Genomic DNA, 15,700 nt, shown 5'->3' on the forward strand with positions numbered 1-15,700 from the left:
CATCGCCAGTTAGCCTGACCTGAGCCACCTGTTCTGTTGTGATGAGTCGCCAGCAACGGTTGAACAACGCTGATCGAAGATGGAGCTGTCGCTGTCGGCGGCGGTTAGCCGCCGACGCGACAGCGTTGCCACTTGCGAAGACGCTTGCTCGGTCAGTGACTACCGGTAGAACCGGTCATCAGGTGGTCGGTTCGCGGGGACGGCCCGACGCACCGCGAGGGCCGTCCACGCGGCCCGTCGAACCATATTCACGAACTCTTTGTATGGCCACCACCAGAGGCGACGCCCGCCTCGGCGGGGCGTCGCTACGTATTCGTAGTGGAGATACCGCCACGCGTTCTGTAACAGCAGGCTCACCACGACGTACAGCAATCTCACCGTTGCGTCTCGTGTCGTTGTCGTCGCTATCGCTTGCTCGGACAAGCGATAGCTCGACTCGATACCGAAGCGTTTGCTGTAGTGGTATCGAGCGTCGCGTGGTGTCTCGATGAACGGCGCGTCAGCGGCGTAGCCGTGACGCGCCACGCCGTGCTCGTCATATCGTCCGTTCAGGTACGTACAGTCGATGTAGACGGGAAACTCGACGGTCCAGCTGTGACCGTCGAGTTTCCCTGTCAAGTCGTGTTGAATGATGCGACTCCACCCTTCCGAGAGTTCATGCTGAATCGTCTTCCCCCACCGGATGATCGGGACAACGTAGGCGCAGTTGTGCGCCTGTAGCAGCGTGAGACACTTGCTGTCGTAGAATCCGCGATCAAGATAGACGGCCTTGATTTCGGTGTCAAGGCCGTCGAGAACACCGAGGAACTCAGCGAGGACGCTGCTGGCGGTGTCGCCGTCTTCGAGACGGCGCACCGCCAGCGTGTAGCGTTTGTTTTTTACACGCGCGTAGAGTGTGGCGTAGGCGTGGAACGAAGTGGTTCCACGCTTCGCTTCCGAGTGGTAGAGAGCGTCTGTGTTGTCTTCGTCACCGTAGTAGGGCCGCAGGTGGAGGTCTGCGCAGACCTCCACCTGCTCGGGGAGCAGTTCCACAATATCTCGCCGAAGAAGCGTGTTTGCGACTCGTTCGAGCCATTCCGGCTCGAACTTCGTCCGGAGATGATAGAGAATCGTGTTTGCTGATGGCGAGTTCTCGCTGGAGTTGCAGAGCGTAGAGATCGAGGTCCCGTCGGCGGTCGCGCCGACGAGGACCTCGTAAATGTCCTCTGCGTCGATTTCAGCGTTGTTGGCAAGGTTCAGAGCAACTTCCTCGTCAAGCTGGTTGACGAGGAAGTTAAGGAGCTGGTCCTCGTGGATTTCACTGTCTGCTTGTTGGGTCTTGAACACACCTTCAGCAAGCAGATGTTCTAACTAACCGGCTTTGTGAAGTACTGAGTCTGGTTTCGCTGGCGTGTCGGTGCTGATACAGAACGAAGCGTACCACGCTCCTGTGGGCTCTTTCTTCACCGTTATTTCTTTGATAGCATCGTGGTCGGGAAGGTCACGGTGAAGGCGGAGTGGGATTTCAAGGGTTTCACCACGAACTTTTGTGAGGCGGAGTCTCGCTCGGTCTCGCGGGCCACTCTTCGTGTCGAGTTCGAAGCCCGATTGCCGGTACGTGAAACTCCGATACTCACGCGGTGACTTCCAGTTCAGCGAGCCAACATCGTAGCCCTTGGCTTTGAGTGTGCCGAGGTTGTTGATGTTGGTACGGATACGCTCAACAGCTTTCTGCAAGACGGTGGAGTAGACCTGTTTGAGGTCAGTCCACTGTTGTTTGAGTTGTGGGAGTTCGTCTCGGACGTGCCAGACGCGCTGTCGAAGCGTCCCCTCGTCTTCTGGTATCTTGGTGAATTCGTGGAGGGCGTGGTTGTAGAGTTGTCGCACGGTGTCACGAGTCCAGTCGAGACTCTCCCGTTGCTCTGACTTTATGAGAATCCTGTTTAAGCCCCAAATCGGTGAACGAAACGCGTTGGGGTTGAAGGAGGCCGTCTTTCAACATGTGTCCGAGAACACGCTGCTCTGACTGGCCCCTTGCAAGAATCCGAAGGATTGGGCAAACAGCCCGTATAGGTGTCTATTCGGTTCGTTCACCCAACCCCAGAGACATCATATCATGTACATCGGAATGGATACGCATGACCGCTACTCGCAGGTAGCGGTCATGCGACAGGACGGCAGCCTCGTCGATGAATTCCGCCTCTCCCATGGCACTGAGCGCGCCGAACTCGAAGAGTTCGCGCGCGAGTATGTCGGGTCGGCGGTTGCCATCGAAGCAACTGGGCACTACCGCCCGATTTACGAAACGCTCGACGACCACATGGACGTTACGCTCGTTAACCCGAGTAAAACACGTGTCATCGCCGACGCGAAGGTCAAAACCGATCGCGTTGACGCAAAGATGCTCGCGCATCTTCTGCGTGCAAACCTCGTCGCTGAAAGCTACGTTCCGCCCAAGGACGTGCGCGAACGACGTGACCTCGTTCGCGCACGCAAGGCACTCGTCGAAGATCGAACCCGGGAGAAAAACCGTGTCCGAGCAGTTCTCAAGCGAACTGGTAACCAATACAGCCGCGAACTGTTCGGCCCGACCGGGCGTGAGTTCCTCGCGGAACTCACGCTCTCCGAGGTCGATCGAGCGGTTCTTGAGGCACATCTCGCGGTGATTGATACGCTAAACGAACAGATCACGAAACTCGACAAGCGTATCGAAGACACCGCCGCTGCGCGTCACGACGCGCAGCTGCTCATGACTATCCCTGGCGTGAGTTATTTCACGTCGCTGTTGATCACGTCCGAACTTGGCGAGATCGACCGGTTTAGCAGTGCAAAGAAAGTGATCAGCTACGCCGGGCTTGATCCATCTATTCGGCAATCTGGCGACAAAGAGGTGCGTGGCGGAATCTCGAAAGAGGGCTCAGCGCCGTTGCGCTGGGCCCTCGTTCAGTGTGCCAACGTGGCTGTACGGTTCGACGACTACCTAGAACAGTTCTACACCCGCCTGAAACAGCGGAAGAATCACAACATCGCAATCGTTGCAACAGCTCGGAAAATGCTCGTCGCAATGTTTCACATGCTCAGCCGTGAGGAAGTCTACGATCCGCCAACAGCATAGTTGCTGAGTGGCACCGCGATGGTGCCACTCAGCAGGGCATTCGCCCACTGTTAGCAACTGCTCTCGCTTTCAAGATAGCCTCCGCCTGAGGGCTGTTTCCACTCAATTGTAGCGACATCGTGCGGTTCTACGTCACCAACACGCGCCGGACACCATCGACGACGAAACAGCTATGAGACGATCCGTGGTTTGGTCAATCACAGGATTCTCATAGGTGTTGGGAAGAGTCGGTATCGGGGACTGTACTCCATGTGACTTATTCTCTGCTAGTATTTGTGTTTAGTTAACTGTTCTGGCTAGAGTAAGTCGGCGCTCGTGCGGACGCTGTATCCCCGCCCTACTCGCTCGCGGCTAACGCCGTTCGCTCCTCGAGGACGGGGGCTTAGCGCCCTCTCTTTCAACTAATCCGTATGATCGTTTGCCGGGCGCCAGAGCTGGGAGGGAAATAACATACGAGATCTGTTCCAGTTATTGCTCGACAGAGTGTCTAGAGACACTCCGACTAATACTGGAGATCCGGGCTGTACAACTCATCCGGTCTCCCAGACAGTCGGCAGGGATACTCCCATGACGATCGATCACCACCCATAAGCCGCCGCTACCCTAAGCCCCGCCGATGACAGCAGAGGCCCGGGAGTGGACGATCCCCGACGACCGCGAGGCCGTCCGTGACGCGCTCACTGCGTGGTACGCGGACGATCACCGCGACTTCCCCTGGCGACGAACGGACGATCCGTACGCGATCCTGGTCAGCGAAGTGATGAGCCAGCAGACACAACTCAGTCGGGTCGTCGAGGCCTGGGAGGAATTCCTCGAGCGCTGGCCCACGACCGCCGAACTGACGGCGGCCGATCGAGCGGCCATCGTCGGGTTCTGGACTGATCACAGTCTCGGATATAACAACCGGGCGAAGTACTTGCACGAGGCTGCCCAGCAAGTCGAGGCGGAGTACGACGGTGACTTCCCCACCACGCCCGACGAATTACAGGAGTTGATGGGCGTCGGTCCGTACACGGCCAACGCGGTGGCGAGTTTCGCGTTCAACGACGGCGACGCGGTCGTCGATACGAACGTCAAGCGAGTGCTCTACCGCGCCTTCGACGTCCCTGATGACGATTCAGCGTTCGAAACTGCCGCGCGCGAACTCATGCCCAACGATCGGTCTCGAGTCTGGAACAACGCGATCATGGAACTGGGAGGTGTCGCCTGCGAGCAGACCCCGCGCTGCGACGAAGCCGGTTGTCCGTGGCGCGAGTGGTGTACGGCGTATGCGAGCGGCGACTTCACCGCTCCAGACGTCCCCAGCCAACCGAGTTTCGAGGGGAGCCGTCGACAGTTCCGCGGCCGCGTGATCGCGACACTGCGAGCGTACGACGACCTCGATCTCGATACACTGGGCCACCGCATTCGTGTTGACTACACTCAGGACGGTGAGTACGGTCGCGAGTGGCTCGAAGGATTGGTGACCGACCTCGAGTCGGACGGGTTAGTCGAATTCGACCGAAACGGCGACGAGTTCACCGTGCGATTGAAGCGGTGACGAATTTATCGGCCCGCTGCCAAACCGTCCCCTTCGGATGGCAGTCATCGTGACGAGGGCCGACGAAACTGACAGCCAGTGACTGACGTCGTGCATTCCCTGTTGCCAAATTGCCAGACGTTGGCCAAGTAAAACAACAATGGCGATACTACTTGTAACTGACCAGCAATTGCATGAGCTGAGAACGGTCGAAGTCGGTAGCCACGCTCGGCGGGCAGGCCGTTCCTGCCTCGGCCCAACGATCCAGGGTCGAGAGACGTGATCCAACTGCCCGGAGTCATCGAACTGAACCGGCCGGGGCCGTCACGTTACCGAGAGTGATACTCTCGGAAGAGTGACAGTCAGCGGAGTTGGGTGGCGGGAAAGGCTACCGGTAACCAAATCCGTCTATACGCCTTTGTGGTGGTCTTCGATGATGACCACAGTCGTCGAACTCGAGATTCCAGCCGATCGGCTCGGACTCTCCCGGACGTTCGATCGAGTATCGACGTTCCAGTTTCAGGTCGGGGGGATGATCGGAGGCTCTCCGCCCCTCGTGTGGGCAGGGGGACCGGATTGCCCGACCGTCACAGCAGCGCTCGAGTCGGATCCGTCGGTAGAGGTGATCGCGAACGTAGCCGACGACGGCACGGGGTCGGCACCGAACGACGACGTCGGGGCCATTCCGAGTGATCGCTGGTTGTTCCGACTCGAATTCGGTGACGGAGTGAAACTGTTCGAAGAAATCGTCACGAAAAACGACGGCGCCATCCTGACGGCTCAGGGTCGCGACAATCGGTGGATGCTGAAGTTGCTCTTTCACGACCGAGAGTCCATCTCGGAGTGTCACGACCTCCTTGAACAGTATGAATTCAGGGCCAACGTCACCCGGATAAGTGGCGTCGACGATTTGGCGACGGCGCGAACTCCGCTGACCCAAACGCAGTACGAAACGATCTGTAAGGCACACGAACTGGGGTATTTCGACGTCCCGAGGGGAGTCACGCTCAAAGAGTTGGCCGCGGAACTGGACATTTCCCACCAGGCGCTTTCAGAACGGCTCCGCCGAAGTCACGCCGCACTCGTCAGCGCGGAGCTATCCGATCGAACCGCACCGATGGAGATTGATCCCTGAAAAGCTGGCCGACTCGCCAACACGCTCGAGTTCGACGACCGGGCTGGCTGTATATCGAAACGGCAACAGAAATCCGACAGCGGACCCAGTCACGAGGAGACGATACCTTCCCGCTCGATTGGAACGGTCGTCCAATTCCTCTCATCAGCTCACGATATTGTCTGAGAATAATACAATAATTTAGTACCGAAACTGATATGAAGGCCTGCTACGATCAGTAACTGGTAGTCTGTCACATTGGTTCAGTACTCCCACCTCATCGATCCGGTTCGACAGGCTCTCTCGCGACTGCCTCCGACGAATCGCGAGATTGACCGTGTTCCCGGTTTTCGCATCCGTGCATCGTGTAAAGTGTTCAATAAGTGCGTAGTTTTATCTGTTGGATAGGGTTATTGTCCGCAGTGAACGAACGTGCTCGCGCGCAGGCAGGCTGATGCCGTCGACGAGGCGGCTCGAGCGTCGGACGAAATCGATACGCCGGCAGATCTGGACCTGGACGATATCTACCATATTCTTCAGACAAAACGCCGACGGGACGTCCTCAACTACCTCCGCGAGTCCGACGGACGGGTTCGCCTCCGCGAACTCGCGGAACAGGTCGCTGCCTGGGAACAGGGGACGACCGTCGACAACTTGAGTTCGAGCGAACGGCAGCGCGTCTATATCTCGCTGTACCAATCACATCTTCCAAAACTCGACAATCACGGGATCGTCAACTACGAGAAAGACCGCGGCTGGGTCGAACCGACACCAGTGACGTCCCAACTCGACCCGTATCTGGATTTGTCACGCGGGACCGACACGACCGATCGGTGGCCGCTGCGGTACGCAGGCACGGTCGCCCTCTGTAGCATCTTTCTCGGTTCGGTCGCGACGGGGGTGGTTCCGATCGACGGGCTTATCGGAGCGGTCATCGTTCTCGGTGCATTCACGCTTCTGACCGGCGTCCACGCCTGGTCGACCGTCCTTACCAGGTGACGCGAGCGAAAACGAGTAACGTCGAACGAAACGTCAGCGACGACCGTCAGTCGGCACGGGAGAGGAGCGGCGCGTTCGATTCGCGAGTTCGCTCGAGAAGCCGATGGGCGTGAATTGCGACCGAAAAGTCCTGTGGGCTGGGAAGCGCACAGGCGAGCCAGCCGACCGCGGCGGCAGTGACGATCGGCGTCTCGGTCGTCACGTGACCAGCGAGGCCAAGTCCGAAAACGGGAATCGCGAGGAGAGCAGGTGCGAGCGCAGCGAGGCGTAGGATCCAGGGCGGTTCGCCACCGGTCGGACGGGGGTGGACGGCAGCCCAGGGACGCGTCGTGAGGACCGATCGGAGTCCGTCGGCACGGCCGGGAAAGTACGAGACCGAGTACTCGACGCGGCCGAGTCGGAGCACGAGCGCGTGCATCCACTCGTGGGCTAGCATACCCGCTGCTACCGCGAGCGAGAGCGTACAGCCAGCGATCACCACAGTCGATCCGATCATGGGGAACGCGAGACGGACACCCGTCTGGACCACCCCGTCGAATCGGGGCGGGAACGTATCTCGCGCAATCAGGTCGATGAACTGATAGTAGAAGGGTGTCCGGCTGTACACGTTGTCGTCTTAAGGTGCCGGACGGGGGCGGAAGACGGAAAGAACACCTCGGCATTCAGGGCGAGACGGGTATCAGGCGACCGAATGGACGGTCCAGCGTTGATTTGCACCACCGGTGTGTGGCCACTGGATAGCCTTCCACCATCTTCCGTCGACCCTCCTTCGAGGTCGTCGACCGTCCTGCTGTGAACAGACTCGAGGACGAATTCACCTCGCCGGGACCGACTCGAGAGCGAATGTACTGAACCGTGATGACCCGAACGTCTCCGTTCTCGAGCCAGGGGTGTCCGCGAAGCCGTTGTCGAGGCCGTACTGTGATCCGTCGCCGGATTGTCCCGCCCGCGGATCCGACAGAGGATGTTCGCCGGTCCCGTCCCGATCAGTGCAGATACCGCCGTCGCTTTCAGAGCGGTCCGTCGCGGTTCGTTCACCGAATTCGCGTTCCGACAGACGAAGACGTGTGCGACGTATAAGTCCACCAGTTCCTCCGATAATTCCCTCCGGAACGGTCGTGTTCTCACAACTGGTCGTTGCGGATGCTAATCCCGTTGTTTCGCTCTGAAAACCTTGCCAAACGTGGACGAATCCTCGTCGATTCGATGCGAGTTTCCGATATCGGTATCCTCTCTGACGGTTCCGATCCGAAGAATTTCGCTGACAAGGATTAAGTGATGCCGAGTGGTACCGCATGTCATGGCTACTACTAACGCGCTCGAGTTCGGCCACGAGGACCGCAAGCGAATTTACGAATACGTCGAGCGTCACGGCGCGGTCGATCCCGACAAGGTACAGGAGCGCCTTGGCCTCGATCCAGGCGGATTTCGCCACCACGTAGCGATCCTCAAGCGAGACGGGCGACTCGAGCAGGAAGACGGGACGCTTCGAGTAACGATCGATGCAGGCGCCGAAGAGGAGTACGTCTCGGAGGACCTCGAGTTTCATATTCGCCCGGCACGCCAGGAGGATCTGACAGGAATCGTCGGTGCGATCAGACAGGTCGCCGAAGAAAAGACGTACATCGAAGCCGAGAGCGTCGCCGACGAAATCGACCACGAGGACGCCTTGCTCCGGCACAACGAACTCGAGTCTCGCATGTTCTTCGTCGCCACGGTCGAAGAGGACGTGATCGGCTGGGTTCACCTCTACGCACCGGAACTGGAGAAGTTGAGCCACACCGCCGAACTCACCGTCGGCGTCTTAGAAGAGTACCGCACCCACGGCGTCGGCTCACACCTCCTCTCGCGAGGACTCGAGTGGGCCAGCTCCAACGGCTACGAGAAAGTCTACCAAAGCGTGCCCTCGACCAACGAGGAGGCAATCGCCTTCCTCGAGGAACACGACTGGGACACCGAAGCGGTCCGACAGGACCACTACAAGTTGAACGGCCACTACGTCGACGAAGTGATGATGGCCGTCAAACTCTAGCCGCGCACGTGGTCGAAATCCGGAACGTGTCGGGTCACAACCAATCTGATTTATGTAATCGACAGGGCGAGGCGGTCGTCACCATCGGAACCGATCTCGAGTCTCGAAACCGTCGCGGCAGTTCCGACGACTGCGGAGACGATCCTTGAGGTGCTGGGCGACCAACAGGCCCGCATCGCCCTCGCGGTTCTCTATCACGGACGCGCCGGTGGATCACTGACGGTCGCGGATCTCACTCGCGTCGTCGCCCAGTACACGGACGTCCGCGCCGGTGTCGTAGCGAGATCGCTCCGTCACTCGACGTTACCGCGTCTGCACGAGATTCGAGCCATCGACCGGGACCCGTCCACTGACCGTATGACGCCATCGGACCAGGCTGTCTTCGAAGAAGGCGTTCGCGAAGCGCTGGTTCTACTCGAGACGTTCGAACCGGGAACCAGATGGCAGAGACCGTACGGACCCCCCAGACGACAGACGTACGGACCGTACTCCGGTATTGGGGAATCGAAAGGTAGTTTTCCCGGACCCTGCTACCCTGAGCCATGCTTTCGATCGCGCTTGCCGGGAAGCCCAACGCCGGTAAGTCCACGTTCTACACGGCGGCGACGATGGCTGACGTCGACGTCGCCAACTATCCGTTCACCACGATCGACGCCAATCGCGGGGTGAGTTACGTCCGGACCGAGTGCCCCTGCCTCGAACGCGACGAGCGGTGCAACGCCGACAACTGTGAAAACGGTAAGCGCTACGTCCCGATCGAACTCATAGACGTTGCGGGACTCGTCCCGGGGGCCCACGAGGGGAAGGGACTCGGCAACCAATTTCTGGACGAACTCACGAACGCGGACGTGATCGTCAACGTGGTCGACGCCTCCGGCGGGACCAACGAAAAGGGCGAACCCGTCGACATCGGTTCCCACGATCCGCTCGCCGACATCGACTTCGTCGAAGAAGAGATGGACCTCTGGCTTGCGAGTATCGTCGAACGCAACTGGGAGTCCGTCGAGCGGAAATCCCGCTCGCCCGACTTCGACATCGACGACGTCCTCGCGGACATGCTCTCGGGCTTCGGTGCCTCGCCGACACAGATCGCGACCGTCCTTCGCGATCTGGACTATCCCGAGGATCCGATCCAGTGGGAGGACGCACACCGCGAGGCACTCGCCCGAGACGTTCGCCGGCGGACCAAGCCGATCGTCGTCGCGGCGAACAAGATCGACATCGCCCCGGAGGAGAACGTCGATCGTCTGCTCGAACTCGACAAGCCGGTGATCCCCACGACTGCCGAAGGTGAGCTCGCACTCCGTCGGGCGGCCGACAGCGACCTCGTCGAGTACGACCCTGGCGACGAGACGATCGAGATCGGCGACGACGTGACTGACGCCCAGCGGGAGGCGCTCGAGGGTCTCGCGGAGACGATGGTCGAGTGGGGCGGAACTGGCGTTCAGGCGGTGCTCGATTACGCGGTCTACGACCTGCTCGACCACCTCACGGCCTATCCGGTCGAGGACGCCTCGAAATGGTCCGATGGAAGCGGGAACCTCCTGCCCGACGCCTTCTTGCTGCCCCGGGGATCGACGCCGGTCGACCTGGCGTATACCGTCCACTCCGATATCGGAGATGGTTACCTCCACGCGGTGAACGCGAAGACGAATCGCGAGGTCGCCGAAGAGTACGAACTCGAGGAGGGCGACGTAATAAAGATCGTATCGACTGCATCCTGACGAGGTAGCGAGTCAGGGCACGTCAGGGTGCCTGACCGTGTGGTGACCGCTCTTCGCGAGGAAATGAGAACGGACGTTCTCGCGGAGTTTCAGGGCGACTGGCGGGTAGAGATGTGCTTTTCGTCGGTGGCAGTGTATACTCCACACGATGTCACCCCAGATCCGATTTCCCCAGACGAAACGCGAACGCACGACAACGGCACAGCTGATCGCGCTCAACGAGCGGCTCGAGGTGATCGAGCGGCGCCACTGCATGCTTCAAAACACGGTCGAAGCGCTCGGACGCGAAGCGGGGGTTTCGGTGGGATCGCCGTGCAGTCACTGCGACCAGAGCCACATGCTCATCAAAGACGGCCACATGTACTGTCCGCACTGTGGTCACCGTCGGACGATATAGTGTCCCAGGACTGTGTCCGAAAGGGCGTACTGACGCATCACTGGTGACCACCGCGAAGTCGGCTCACACGAGGTCGCCGATCGGGTCGAACCGGACGGCGGCCACGAGCACGGCGAGGAAAACGTACGAGCCACGGATGAGCAACATGGTCGCGAGTTCGGGGTCGGCTCGCCGCGCGACGAGCGCGACGACGGCGAACGCGAGCGCCGCGAGCATTGCTGTCACGGGAAAGATACGAGCGACAGCGAACCCGACGACGGCGACCAACGCGAGGGTCATGAGGCCGTACGCGACGGTGTACGCCCGGTCGGGGCCGACTACCACCGCGACGGTCCGTTTCTCGATCGAGCGATCGTACGCGTAATCCTGGGCGTCATCGATCACTTTGACCCCGGAGAGGAGGGTCAGAAAGATCAGAGCGAACGCGAGTGGAACGACGGTGAGCGTCGACGCCTGCACGTAGAACCCCCCGACGACGGCGAGTGCGATCCCGAGCGGGTAGCCGGTCGTCGCAGTTACGGGATTCGTATCGAGTTGTGGGGCGTGATGGTACGCGATCAGCCACGTCGGAACGACCAGCACGACTGCGGTCGCATCGACGAGGACGCCCAGGGCGATACAGCACAGTACAAACGTCACGGTCGACAGTCCGAGCGCGACGTGACATCCCGCCGCAGTCAGCGGGTGATCGTCGTCCTCGTCTCGGACGTGGAAATCGACGTAGCCGTCCTTGACATGGGCTGTATAAACAGCCGCGAACATTGCGAAGACGTGAACCGCCGCGAGTACCGGATCAACAGTTCCGGCGAGGACCGCGCCGAATAGCGAGGCGGCCAACGGCGGCGTCATGAAGACGGGATGTACCTGTGACCAGAACGCTCGAGCCGTTCCACCGATTCCGGTCCCATCCCTCACGAGTGCCATACGGGAGCGACAACGAACTGATGTATAATACCCAGGTCGGATCCACAGACGCTGGAACCGGAGTGCCGAAACACACAGCTTGATGTGAAATGCCGTGTGACGTGGGGGCATGTCTGAACGGTACACCGGCGCGGATCTCTTCACCGATGCGCTCGAATCCTACGGCGTCGACTACATTTTCGGGAATCCGGGGACGACGGAATTGCCAATTATGGACGCGATCGGCCGGAGCGACCTCGAGTACAGGCTCGCGCTCCACGAGGACATCGCGGTCGGAATGGCCTCGGGTTACGCCCAGCGACGGCGGTACCACGCCCACCACGACGACTCGATCACCCCGGTCGGTGTGGCGAACCTCCATATCGCCCCCGGGCTGGCGCACGGACTCGGGAACCTGTATGCGGCCAAGAAGACCGGCGCACCACTGGTCGTGACGGCGGGGAACCACAGTACGGACTTTCGCCACGAGGAGCCGATCCTGTCCGGTCGACTTGCCGACATGGCCCGGGAGTACTGTAAGTGGTCGGACGAGGTGCTCGACGTCTCGGCCCTGCCGACGATGCTCCGTCGGGCGTTCCGCGTCGCATTGACGCCGCCGACTGGCCCGGTCTTCCTCGCCCTGCCGCTCGACGTGACGATGGCAGAAACCGACGCCGAACCCGAACGGCTCGGCGCGATCCCAAACGCCGGCCGCGGCGATCCTGCACAGCTCGAGCGCGCCGCAGACCTACTCGCCGAGGCCGAGAATCCGGTGATGGTCGTCGGTGACCACGTCGCTCGCTCGGGCGTTGACGCCGTCACCGCAGCGGTCGCCCTCGCGGAGGCGACGGGCGCTCGCGTCCACGGCGAGATCCTCTCCTCGGAGGTGAATTTCCCGACCGGTCACGAGCAGTGGGTTTCCTATCTTCCGACCAGCGAATCGCTCGCGGCAGCGCTGATGGACACCGACACGCTCTTTTTTGCCGGCTGTTCGACGAACACCACGCTAACGCGCCACGAGGAGGAACTGGTCGGATCCGACACGACCTGTATCCACGTGAGCGACGACGCCTGGCAGAGCGGCAAGAATCAGTCCGCGGACGCGGCCGTGATCGGAGATCCCGGACTCGTCCTCCGGGATCTCGCCGAACGCGTCCAGAAGCGCCTCTCGGACGACGTCGTGTCGAATCGACTCGAGGATGTCGCTGCGACGAAGGAGATGGTCGAGGCGAAGATGGCCGACTACTGGGAGGGAAACGGGGACGAACCGGGCACATCGAAAGCCCAGTTGGTCGACGCGATGGAGCGCGTCGCGGGTGAGGCGGCAATCGTTGACGAGGGAGTCACCTCGAAATATGCCATGCTCACCCGGTGGGAGTTCGGTCCGGAGCAGTACATCTCGAACAAGGGTGGTGGCCTCGGCTACGGGCTTCCGGCCTCGGTCGGTGCCGCCATCGCCGAAGGCCAGCGAGACGAACCTCGGGACGTGATCGGGTTCATCGGCGACGGGTCGTACCAGTACTACCCACACTCGATCTACAGCGCCGCCCGCTACGACGTGGACCTGACGGTCGTCATCTCGGACAACCGTAACTACCGAATTCTGAAGGACAACACGCTCAAGCTCCTGGGCGGCGAGGAAGCCGACTACGACTTCGTCGGCATGGACTTCGATCCGACGGTCGACCTCGTGAAAAACGCCGAGAGCCACGGTTCGCGCGCCCAGCTCGTCGAATCGCCCGACGAAATCGAAAGCGCACTCGAGGACGCACTCGCTCGCGACGGCCCCGACGTGCTCGACGTGCTGGTCCACGACTGATACGGTCTGCTGTACCGATGTACCGGTGGACCCGCAGGACGGTTGCGGTTGCACCGGCAGTGACGTACAGTAGTCCGTATGACGCGTTCGGACCGTTCGTGAAGATGTACCGACCAATCGTTGGCCGGTAAACACTTGCGTCTCGTTCGTGCAGACATACCCGTTTACGGATGATCCAGGTGATCAACCCGTACAGTATCGTTCTGTTACTCTCGCTCGTCGTCGCAGTCGGTACCACCGTCGCGGCGTGGCAGATGCGTCCTGCCGCCGGTTCGCCTCCGCTTACGGCGCTCATGGCCAGCGTCGCGTGCTGGCTCTGCGCTCACATCTTCGAGATTGCCCCTATCGCTCGCAGGCGAGCGCGAGTAGCCGTCCGCGTTACGATCGCCAGTACGCCGGCGTCAGGATGACCAGGACGGAGAGAATCTCGAGTCGGCCGATCCACATGAGGAAGATCATGTACAGTTTCGCCGCGTTAGAGAAGGATTCGTAGCTGTTCATCGGCCCGACGTCGCCGACACCCGGGCCGACGTTGCCGAGCGTCGCGATGACGGCGCTGATCGCCTCGAGCGCGGACAACGAGAGACCGGGCGTTCGATGAGCGTCGACGAGGAGGACGACGGTCGAAACCACGAACAGCGTCAGAAAGAGCGCGACGAAGACGAAGATTCCGAGAATCGTTTCTTCGTCGATGACGTCGCCGGTGCCACCCATTCGGACCGGGCGGACCGCCTGTGGGTGGACGAGCCTGAAGAGTTCCCGTCGCATCGACTTCTGGATCACGTACCAGCGAACGATTTTGATCGAGCCGGCCGCGGAGCCCGCGGACCCGCCGAGGAACATTGCGAACAGGAGGATCACCTGCGTCGAGTCGCTCCACGTGTTGAAGTCCATACTCGCGTACCCGGTCGTCGTCACGATCGCGATGACCTGGAAGAGCCCGTGACGGAGCGAGCGCTCTATGCTCCCCGGAATCGTCGCGATACCCTCGGGAACCGCCGAAAGTCCGACGCCGAGGAACAACAGCGCCGAGATCAAGCCGCCGACGACTCCCATCGCGAGGACGTAGGATCGGAATTCGGCGTTTTTCGTCAGCCGAGATGGCCGACCGCGCCAGGCGTACCAGTACAGCGCGAAGTTCGTTCCGGCGACGATCATGAAGAGCATGACCGCCCACTGGACGATCGGAGAGAACGCCTCGACGCTGCGGGCTTCCGGTGAAAACCCGCCGGTCGGCAGCGACGTGAGCGCGTGTGCGACGGCGTTGTACAGACGCATATTCGGCGCCACTCCCGCGAGGTGAAGCCCGTAGTAGGCCACTACGGCGGCGAGCGTGAACCAGGCGTAAATCAGCCACAACGCTCGCGCGGTTTCTCTGATCCGTGGGGTCAGCTTTTCGACCTCGATCCCTGGCGCTTCCTCTCGGATGATCTGCGTTCCGCCCACCGAGAGTTCCGAGAGGATCGCAACCATGAGGACGAGAATCCCCATCCCGCCGAGCCACTGCGTGAGCTGGCGCCACATCATGATCGACCGCGAGTGGGTCTCGACGGAAATACTGCCCATGACCGTCGCACCCGTCGTCGTGAACCCACTCATACTCTCGAAGAACGCGTTGACGGGGTCCGCGACCGTACCGGTGGCCGCGACGAGGTACGGAATCGTTCCGACGAGTGGGACGACGAACCACGTCAGCGCGACCAGCAGAAACGCCTCACGGTGACCGAGACTCGGATCCGTCTCGAGGCGCTCGAGGACGATGCCCACCCCGACAGTGACGACCAGTGCAATAATAAACGGCAGCAGACTCTCCCGGTAGTACAGCGCAATCGCCGTGGGAAACAGGAGCGCCGTCGAGAGATACTTCAATACCGTGCCGAGAAAGCTGCAACTGGACCGGACGTCGACGTGAAGCCTACGTATCATGATGTATTGTTCGACCGACCGCGACCCGATCGGGTTTCGACTGGACGGTAACTGTCTCCGACAGATTCGCGGTCCGACAATAAATACTGCGTCTCGCAGCCGCGATCGATTTGCCGGTGTCCGCGTTTCACCGACACCGTGTCTGACCCCGCGTGGGAGTTCACAGATTGCCG

Annotated in this window: 13 protein-coding genes and 1 pseudogene; 9 read left to right on the top strand and 5 right to left on the bottom strand. The window is 60.7% G+C overall.

Annotation, left to right across the window (positions count from 1 at the left end; translation table 11 throughout):
* Positions 1 to 159: 159 nt before the first annotated feature.
* Both NJU76_RS00550 and NJU76_RS00555 read right to left on the bottom strand, forming a co-directional pair.
* The gene (locus tag NJU76_RS00550) at positions 160 to 1,326 is read right to left on the bottom strand and encodes an ISH3 family transposase (protein ID WP_254530873.1); all 1,167 of its coding nucleotides are present in this window, start codon (positions 1,324 to 1,326) and stop codon (positions 160 to 162) included.
* Positions 1,327 to 1,374: 48 nt separating this feature from the next.
* Positions 1,375 to 1,935, bottom strand: a pseudogene (locus NJU76_RS00555) (RNA-guided endonuclease InsQ/TnpB family protein); the annotation flags it as partial.
* 160 nt (positions 1,936 to 2,095) lie between these two features.
* On the opposite strand from NJU76_RS00555, the gene NJU76_RS00560 reads away from it, so the two are divergent.
* The 4 genes from NJU76_RS00560 to NJU76_RS00575 all read left to right on the top strand — a co-directional run bounded on the left by NJU76_RS00560 (position 2,096) and on the right by NJU76_RS00575 (position 6,726).
* A complete protein-coding gene (locus NJU76_RS00560) occupies positions 2,096 to 3,094 on the top strand; it encodes an IS110 family RNA-guided transposase (protein ID WP_254530875.1) in 999 nt (332 codons plus the stop codon).
* A 616-nt stretch (positions 3,095 to 3,710) separates the two neighbouring features.
* Positions 3,711 to 4,634, top strand: a complete 924-nt coding sequence (locus NJU76_RS00565; protein WP_254530876.1) for an HhH-GPD family protein — start codon at positions 3,711 to 3,713, stop codon at positions 4,632 to 4,634.
* 415 nt (positions 4,635 to 5,049) lie between these two features.
* Entirely contained in the window at positions 5,050 to 5,748 is a 699-nt protein-coding gene (locus NJU76_RS00570; RefSeq protein WP_254532518.1) for a helix-turn-helix domain-containing protein, read from the top strand.
* Between the two features lie 411 nt (positions 5,749 to 6,159).
* A complete protein-coding gene (locus tag NJU76_RS00575) occupies positions 6,160 to 6,726 on the top strand; it encodes a DUF7344 domain-containing protein (RefSeq protein ID WP_254530877.1) in 567 nt (188 codons plus the stop codon).
* Positions 6,727 to 6,772: 46 nt separating this feature from the next.
* Here the strand turns inward: NJU76_RS00575 and NJU76_RS00580 are convergent, their stop codons facing one another.
* Positions 6,773 to 7,222: a hypothetical protein gene (locus NJU76_RS00580; RefSeq protein WP_254532520.1), complete on the bottom strand. Its 450-nt coding sequence runs from the start codon at positions 7,220 to 7,222 to the stop codon at positions 6,773 to 6,775.
* Between the two features lie 804 nt (positions 7,223 to 8,026).
* Between NJU76_RS00580 and NJU76_RS00585 the strand changes: the two genes are divergently transcribed.
* The 3 genes from NJU76_RS00585 (at position 8,027) to NJU76_RS00595 (ending at position 10,879) form a co-directional block, all read left to right on the top strand.
* Positions 8,027 to 8,758 carry a GNAT family N-acetyltransferase gene (locus tag NJU76_RS00585; protein ID WP_254530878.1) on the top strand — a complete coding sequence of 244 codons (732 nt, stop codon included), beginning with the start codon at positions 8,027 to 8,029 and terminating at the stop codon, positions 8,756 to 8,758.
* A gap of 542 nt (positions 8,759 to 9,300) precedes the next feature.
* Positions 9,301 to 10,482, top strand: coding sequence for a redox-regulated ATPase YchF (locus NJU76_RS00590; RefSeq protein WP_254530879.1), 1,182 nt, complete (start codon positions 9,301 to 9,303; stop codon positions 10,480 to 10,482).
* A 148-nt stretch (positions 10,483 to 10,630) separates the two neighbouring features.
* On the top strand, positions 10,631 to 10,879 hold the full coding sequence (locus NJU76_RS00595; RefSeq protein WP_254530880.1) for a hypothetical protein: 249 nt from the start codon (positions 10,631 to 10,633) through the stop codon (positions 10,877 to 10,879).
* A gap of 63 nt (positions 10,880 to 10,942) precedes the next feature.
* Here the strand turns inward: NJU76_RS00595 and NJU76_RS00600 are convergent, their stop codons facing one another.
* Positions 10,943 to 11,803, bottom strand: a complete 861-nt coding sequence (locus NJU76_RS00600; protein WP_254530881.1) for a UbiA family prenyltransferase — start codon at positions 11,801 to 11,803, stop codon at positions 10,943 to 10,945.
* 109 nt (positions 11,804 to 11,912) lie between these two features.
* Between NJU76_RS00600 and NJU76_RS00605 the strand changes: the two genes are divergently transcribed.
* Both NJU76_RS00605 and NJU76_RS00610 read left to right on the top strand, forming a co-directional pair.
* Positions 11,913 to 13,601, top strand: a complete 1,689-nt coding sequence (locus NJU76_RS00605) for a thiamine pyrophosphate-binding protein (protein WP_254530882.1) — start codon at positions 11,913 to 11,915, stop codon at positions 13,599 to 13,601.
* Between the two features lie 170 nt (positions 13,602 to 13,771).
* Entirely contained in the window at positions 13,772 to 14,011 is a 240-nt protein-coding gene (locus NJU76_RS00610; RefSeq protein ID WP_254530883.1) for a histidine kinase N-terminal 7TM domain-containing protein, read from the top strand.
* Here NJU76_RS00610 and NJU76_RS00615 read toward each other — a convergent pair.
* Positions 13,980 to 15,527 carry a TrkH family potassium uptake protein gene (locus NJU76_RS00615; protein WP_254530884.1) on the bottom strand — a complete coding sequence of 516 codons (1,548 nt, stop codon included), beginning with the start codon at positions 15,525 to 15,527 and terminating at the stop codon, positions 13,980 to 13,982. The two genes, NJU76_RS00610 and NJU76_RS00615, sit on opposite strands and share 32 nt — an antisense overlap.
* Between the last annotated feature and the right edge of the window lie 173 nt (positions 15,528 to 15,700).

It is taken from the genome of Natrinema gelatinilyticum (assembly GCF_024266705.1).
In the GTDB taxonomy this organism is placed as follows: domain Archaea; phylum Halobacteriota; class Halobacteria; order Halobacteriales; family Natrialbaceae; genus Natrinema; species Natrinema gelatinilyticum.

Coding starts and splice junctions, on each gene's coding strand:
- NJU76_RS00560 (WP_254530875.1), top strand. CDS start 2,096: ATGTACATCGGAATGGATACGCATGACCGCTACTCGCAGGTAGCGGTC.
- NJU76_RS00565 (WP_254530876.1), top strand. CDS start 3,711: ATGACAGCAGAGGCCCGGGAGTGGACGATCCCCGACGACCGCGAGGCC.
- NJU76_RS00570 (WP_254532518.1), top strand. CDS start 5,050: ATGACCACAGTCGTCGAACTCGAGATTCCAGCCGATCGGCTCGGACTC.
- NJU76_RS00580 (WP_254532520.1), bottom strand. CDS start 7,222: ATGATCGGATCGACTGTGGTGATCGCTGGCTGTACGCTCTCGCTCGCG.
- NJU76_RS00585 (WP_254530878.1), top strand. CDS start 8,027: ATGGCTACTACTAACGCGCTCGAGTTCGGCCACGAGGACCGCAAGCGA.
- NJU76_RS00590 (WP_254530879.1), top strand. CDS start 9,301: ATGCTTTCGATCGCGCTTGCCGGGAAGCCCAACGCCGGTAAGTCCACG.
- NJU76_RS00595 (WP_254530880.1), top strand. CDS start 10,631: ATGTCACCCCAGATCCGATTTCCCCAGACGAAACGCGAACGCACGACA.
- NJU76_RS00600 (WP_254530881.1), bottom strand. CDS start 11,803: ATGGCACTCGTGAGGGATGGGACCGGAATCGGTGGAACGGCTCGAGCG.
- NJU76_RS00605 (WP_254530882.1), top strand. CDS start 11,913: ATGTCTGAACGGTACACCGGCGCGGATCTCTTCACCGATGCGCTCGAA.
- NJU76_RS00610 (WP_254530883.1), top strand. CDS start 13,772: ATGATCCAGGTGATCAACCCGTACAGTATCGTTCTGTTACTCTCGCTC.
- NJU76_RS00615 (WP_254530884.1), bottom strand. CDS start 15,527: ATGATACGTAGGCTTCACGTCGACGTCCGGTCCAGTTGCAGCTTTCTC.